Below are 342 nucleotides of genomic sequence, written 5' to 3'. Positions count from 1 at the left end.
ATCTTTAACTCTTGCACCCCGTAGTTTAATAAGAAAGACAAAAGTTTTTTATGGATGTTCTCTTGTCTGAGCATACAAATCAATCAAATAATCTTTATTATTTTCTGCACCTTCTTCATCTAGTTCAAGGTTATCAACCAATTGATAATAATGCCCCAACTCGTGAGCGACAGAACCAAGAATTGCCGCAAGTGCATTATCTTTCCCATTCTTCTCAAGTAATTCTAAATAGTCACTGGTTGCTACTCTTATATAAGGCTCGACACATTTGTCAAAAGGAGCAAAGAAAGTAGCCGACACTAATTCTTTTGAGAATCTGTTTTTAATTTGATAATCTTTTTT

Annotated in this window: 1 protein-coding gene; it reads right to left on the bottom strand. The window is 33.9% G+C overall.

Features of this window, described 5'->3' with window-relative positions; translation table 11 throughout:
* Positions 1-48 precede the first annotated feature (48 nt).
* Positions 49-342: hypothetical protein (locus V7161_RS19320; RefSeq protein WP_335714541.1), on the bottom strand; the 294-nt coding region annotated here is incomplete at its 5' end.

It is taken from the genome of Neobacillus drentensis (assembly GCF_036965425.1).
Taxonomy (GTDB): domain Bacteria; phylum Bacillota; class Bacilli; order Bacillales; family Cytobacillaceae; genus Neobacillus; species Neobacillus drentensis_F.
This window is presented reverse-complemented; position numbering and strand designations above follow the sequence as displayed.